6 protein-coding genes are annotated in these 5,019 nt (G+C 71.4%); 5 read left to right on the forward strand and 1 reads right to left on the reverse strand.

The genetic code is table 11. The features are described 5' to 3' along the window. The first annotated feature begins 344 nt into the window (after positions 1-344). Together ACZ38L_RS38390 and ACZ38L_RS38395 are read left to right on the forward strand one after the other, a co-directional pair. Positions 345-1,319, forward strand: coding sequence for an acyl-ACP desaturase (locus ACZ38L_RS38390; protein ID WP_465702601.1), 975 nt, complete (start codon positions 345-347; stop codon positions 1,317-1,319). A 470-nt stretch (positions 1,320-1,789) separates the two neighbouring features. Continuing rightward, positions 1,790-2,089 carry a DUF4193 domain-containing protein gene (locus ACZ38L_RS38395; RefSeq protein WP_396565974.1) on the forward strand — a complete coding sequence of 100 codons (300 nt, stop codon included), beginning with the start codon at positions 1,790-1,792 and terminating at the stop codon, positions 2,087-2,089. Positions 2,090-2,291: 202 nt separating this feature from the next. On the opposite strand, the gene ACZ38L_RS38400 is transcribed toward ACZ38L_RS38395, so the two are convergent. Continuing rightward, complete coding sequence (locus ACZ38L_RS38400) at positions 2,292-2,729, reverse strand: DUF3093 domain-containing protein (RefSeq protein ID WP_465702604.1); 438 nt, start codon at positions 2,727-2,729, stop codon at positions 2,292-2,294. 268 nt (positions 2,730-2,997) lie between these two features. Between ACZ38L_RS38400 and ACZ38L_RS38405 the strand changes: the two genes are divergently transcribed. From ACZ38L_RS38405 to ACZ38L_RS38415, 3 genes are read left to right on the forward strand one after another with little or no spacing between them, the layout of a single operon-like run. Beyond that, the gene (locus tag ACZ38L_RS38405; RefSeq protein ID WP_465702608.1) at positions 2,998-3,570 is read left to right on the forward strand and encodes a PaaI family thioesterase; all 573 of its coding nucleotides are present in this window, start codon (positions 2,998-3,000) and stop codon (positions 3,568-3,570) included. A 2-nt stretch (positions 3,571-3,572) separates the two neighbouring features. Then, positions 3,573-4,034, forward strand: a complete 462-nt coding sequence (dut, locus tag ACZ38L_RS38410; protein ID WP_465702610.1) for a dUTP diphosphatase — start codon at positions 3,573-3,575, stop codon at positions 4,032-4,034. Between the two features lie 57 nt (positions 4,035-4,091). After that, on the forward strand, positions 4,092-4,910 hold the full coding sequence (locus ACZ38L_RS38415; protein WP_465702606.1) for a DUF3710 domain-containing protein: 819 nt from the start codon (positions 4,092-4,094) through the stop codon (positions 4,908-4,910). Positions 4,911-5,019 lie beyond the last annotated feature (109 nt).

The following is a 5,019-nucleotide window of genomic DNA, read 5'->3' on the forward strand; positions in this document are numbered from 1 at the left end:
GGTGATCAGGGGGGTGTGGGGGGTTTCTTTTTCGCCACGCTACTGTCTTCCCCCCCTTGTTCGGGGAGGCCCCCCCCCCCCCCCCCCCTTTTTCCCCCCCCCCCCCCCCCCCCCCCCCCCCCCCCCCCCCCCCCCCCCCCCCGCACCCCCCCCCCTCCCCCCCCCCCCCCCCCCCCCCCCCCACCCGGCTTCGTCATGCCCGGACGCACGGCCACGCGGTCCCGGGCGGCCCCCTCGGCAGCACGAAGGTGCTGGCCACGGCACTTGTCATCGGCGGTCGGAACAACTTACGGTGTCGTAACCTACGGATCCGTAAGTGTCCCGTCCCCTCAGGAGCCACCGTCGTGACCATCGCACCCGTTCAGCGCACCGGCTCGACCGCCTGGACCGATGCCCGGCTGATCCTCGCCCTGGAGGAGGTGGTGGAGCAGGAGCTCAACCGCCACCTGAAGGTCGCCAAGGAGTGGATGCCCCACGAGTACGTCCCGTGGAGCCAGGGACGGGACTTCGACGGCGTGCTGGGCGGCGAGGCGTGGGCCGTGGAGCAGTCCCAGGTCACCCCGCTCGGCCGGGTCTCGCTGGTGGTCAACCTGCTGACCGAGGACAACCTCCCCAGCTACCACCACGAGATCGCGACCATGTTCGGCCGGGAGGGCGCCTGGGGCACCTGGGTGCACCGCTGGACGGCCGAGGAGGGCCGGCACGGCATAGCGTTGCGCGACTACCTGCTGGCCACCCGTGCGGTCGACCCGGTGGCGCTGGAGCGCGCCCGGATGGACCACATGTCGGCCGGCTTCGAGTCCGACAACGCGCACAGCATGCTGCAGTCGGTCGCCTACGTGGCCTTCCAGGAGCTCGCCACCCGGATCTCGCACCGCAACACCGGCCACTTCGCCGGTGACCCGCTCTGCGAGCAGCTGCTGGCGAAGATCGCCAACGACGAGAACCTGCACATGGTCTTCTACCGCAACCTGCTCAAGGCGGCCCTGGAGCTCGCGCCGGACCAGGCGATGGCGGCCATCCGCGACGTGGTGACCCAGTTCCGGATGCCCGGCCACGGCATGCCCGGTTTCGAGCGGGCCGCCGCGCAGATCGCCCTCGGCGGCGTCTACAACCTGCGGATCCACCACGACGACGTGCTGCAGCCGGTGCTGCGCCACCTGAAGGTGATGGAGGTCGACGGTCTCGGCCCCGACGGCCGGCAGGCCCAGGAGGAGCTGGGGCTGTTCATGGCGGGACTGGACGCCCAGGCGGCCCGGTTCGACGAGCGGCAGGCCGCCCTGCTGGCCCGGCGGGCCGCCAACGCGGCCCGGAAGTAGCTCCGAACGACCGTCCGGATGGGCGGATTGCGCCCGTTTCGCCCAGAAAAGTCAGCGATGTGACCAAGGTCACACCCGGTGGCGGCACATGTTCGGCTGATCTCGTAGAGTGATCATCCGAATGTCGGTGATCATTGCGGAGAGTAGCCGGATCTGGGGGGATACACTCCGCTCCGCTCTCCCTCGGTGCCCTGCTCCACCTGGGTGGAGGCCCTCTGGCGCAAGGACCTGACAGGGCGTACCATCACCATCCGTATTCGAAATCCGACGGTCGCCCACTGCCGGCGGCCACTGTCCGCGAGCCCCTCGGAAGCCCGTCCGACCACCTGATCGGGCTCGCCGCTGAGTGTCGATTGAGTAACAGGGCTTGAAGTAAGGCACAATCTCGGCCTCGGGTCGGGCACAAGACCGGCCCCTCATGCGTTACGTGCGCTGGAGATACCGCACACACCCAGAGGGGGAGAGCGAACATGGCAACGGACTACGACACCCCACGCAAGACCGATGACGACCTCAACGAGGACAGCATCGAAGAACTCAAGGCGCGCCGGAACGAGAAGTCGACCAACTCGGTCGACGTGGACGACTTCGACGGAGCCGAGAGCCTGGAGCTTCCCGGCGCCGACCTCTCCAACGAGGAGTTGTCCGTCCGGGTGCTGCCCCGTCAGGCCGACGAGTTCACCTGCATGAGCTGCTTCCTGGTGCACCACCGCAGCCAGCTGTACAGCGAGAAGAACGGCAACCCGATCTGCCGGGACTGCGGCGCCTGAGCGTCGGGCGGTCATGGTCCGAGCCCGGTGGTACCCGTGCGTTGCGCACTCGCCGGTCCGGCACACCGCCCCGACCGGGCCGGACCTCCGGCCCGGAGGCTGATCTCGCGACCGCTACGGCGGGCGCACAAACGACGAAGGGACGGTCCCGCACACGCGGGCCGTCCCTTCCTCGTCTCTGCGCCCCCGCGCCGAGTGGCGGTCAGCCCTTGGCCTTGGCGATCGCGGCGGCCAGAGCCTCCGGGTCGCGGGTGGAGAGATAGAGGTACGGCGTGGGGTCGGCGGGATCGGTCACCTCCACCCGGAGCGCCGTCCGGACGTAGCTGCGCAGCAGCATGAACGCGCGGGGGTCCGCCTTCACCGAACGCCAGGCCACCGCCGCCGCGGCGTCCAGCGGCTCCGCCGCGCCCAGGGCGTCCAGCGGCAGCTTGGCCTTGCCGGCCACCAGGCTGCCCTGCACCACCCGGATCCGGGCCGAGCCGTAGCTGCTCAGCGCGACGGCGCCGGCGACGCCGCCCACCACCAGGCCGATCAGTCCGGGGACCGCGCCGAAGCGCAGCAGGATCAGGGCGATCGACAGGCCGGAGGCGGCCGGCAGCAGCCACCAGGAGGGGGGCGCGGTGAGGCGTTCGTCGTACATGCCCCCCATTGTGGGTGTCGATTCCACAGTCGCCGCACGGCCCCCCGGTGCGGCGCCCGGGAGCCGGCGGACGGCCTGGTCGGGCGCTCCGGGGTCACCCTTCCGTGGCATGCCGGTCACCCGGGGTCAGTGGCTCGTCCACGCCTCCGGCAGCCCCGTGCGTTGGTAGCTACTGGCCGGTAAGGTCGCGCCCGTGACCAGACCCAACGCCTCCTCGCCGGCTCCGCAGGACTCCACCGGGCCTGCCGAGCGCCTCCGTCCGACTCCGCTGACGCCGACCACGCCGCCGGCGGACGCCGTGCTGCCGGTGCGCCACCCCGAGGCGCCCGCACCGGGCACTTCGCTGGGCTCGCACTACGTGCACTGCTTCGGCTGCGGCCCGCAGCAGAGCAGTGGTCTGCAGATCGAGGTGCGGGCCGGCGAGGGGGTGGACGTCACCGCGGAGTTCGTGGTCAAGCCGGTCCACCAGGGCGGCCCGGGTCTGGCCCACGGCGGCATCCTGGTCACCGCGATGGACGAGACCCTCGGCTCGCTCAACTGGATCCTGCACACGGCCTCGGTCACCGGTCGGCTGGAGAGCGACTTCCTCCGCCCGGTCCCGGTGGACGCGCTGCTGCACATCCGTGCCTGGGCCACCGGGGTGCACGGACGGAAGCTCTACTGCGCGGCCGAGGGCCGGATCGGCGGCCCGGACGGGCCGGTCGCGATCCGGGCACAGGCTCTCTTCGTCCAGGTGAAGCTGGAACACTTCACCACGCACGGTCGGCCCGAGGACATCAAGGCAGCCTTGGACGACCCTGATCTGTTCAAGCGAGCCAGAGCCTTCGAGGTGAATCCGTGAGCATTACTGCCCGCCAACCGTTGGACGTCCTGATCCGACGGCTCGACCCCGAGCTGCCCCTCCCCGCCTACGCCCAGCCGGGGGACGCGGGCGCGGACCTGTGCGCCACCGTGGACGCCGTCCTCAAGCCGGGCGAGCGGACCGTCATCCCCACGGGCATCGCCATCGCGTTGCCGGACGGTTACGCCGCGTTCGTCCACCCGCGTTCGGGACTCGCAGCTCGTTGCGGCGTTGCGCTCGTGAACGCCCCAGGGACGGTCGATGCCGGGTACCGTGGTGAGATCAAGGTGATCGTCGTCAACCTGGACCCGCGCGAGCAGGTCGAGTTTCGCCGTGGGGACCGGATCGCCCAGCTGGTGATCCAGCAGGTCGAGAAGGCCCGCTTCCACGAGGTGGCCGAATTGCCCGAGTCCGCACGCGCCGAGGGTGGGTTCGGGTCGACCGGTGGCCACGCCGCGGTTTAGCATGCCCGCGGCCGAGCAGGTATTCGCATCGGTCTTGGACCGGGAAGGACAGTGACCGTGTTCCGTCGTCGCCACAAGAGCGAGGACGCTGTCGAGCAGCTCGCCGAGGACGCCATCAGCGCCGACGAGACGGCCGATGACGTCGAAGGTTCCGCGGACTCCGAGAGCGAGACCCTGAACGAAGCCGAGGAGACGGAGGTGGACCCGGCCGACCGCGTCGGTCTGCCGCCGGCCCCGCGGCCGGACGGCCCGTGGGACATCTCGGAGTTGGAGAGCCCCGAGGAGGGCCGGGTCGACCTCGGCGGTCTGCTGGTCCCCGGCGTCGAGGGCATGGAGCTCCGGGTGGAGGTGGCCGGCGACGCGATCGTGGCCGCCACCCTGGTGCTCGGCAACAGCGCCATCCAGCTGCAGGCGTTCGCCGCGCCGAAGTCCGAGGGCATCTGGGGCGAGGTTCGCGAGGAGATCGCGAACGGCATCAGGTCCCAGGGCGGTCTGGTCGAGGAGGATGAGGGCCCGCTGGGCTGGCACCTGCGGGCCCAGGTCCCGGTGCAGCTCCCGGACGGCACCCAGGGCGTGCAGCTGGTGCGCTTCGTCGGGTGTGACGGTCCGCGCTGGTTCCTGCGCGGTGTCATCTCCGGCCAGGCCGCGGTGCAGCCGGAGACGGCGAGCGTGCTGGAGCAGGTGTTCCGGCAGACCGTCGTCGTCCGTGGGGAGACCCCGATGGCGCCGCGCGACCCGATCGTGCTGAAGCTGCCGGATGACGCCCAGATGGTCGCCGACGGTGGCGCCGGCGCCCCGGAGGGGGAGTCCTCCCGCTTCGGTGACGCCTCGCTGAGCCCCTTCACGCGCGGCCCGGAGATCACCGAGGTCCGCTGAGTCGGCCGGCAGGTCCAGCATCAGGGCCCGGGGGGGGGGGGGGGGGGGGGGGGGGGGGGGGGGGGGGCGCGGGGGAGGGGGGGGGGGGTGTTGGGGTTTGGGTGGTGTG

Source organism: Kitasatospora sp. NPDC024654 (genome assembly GCF_055559155.1).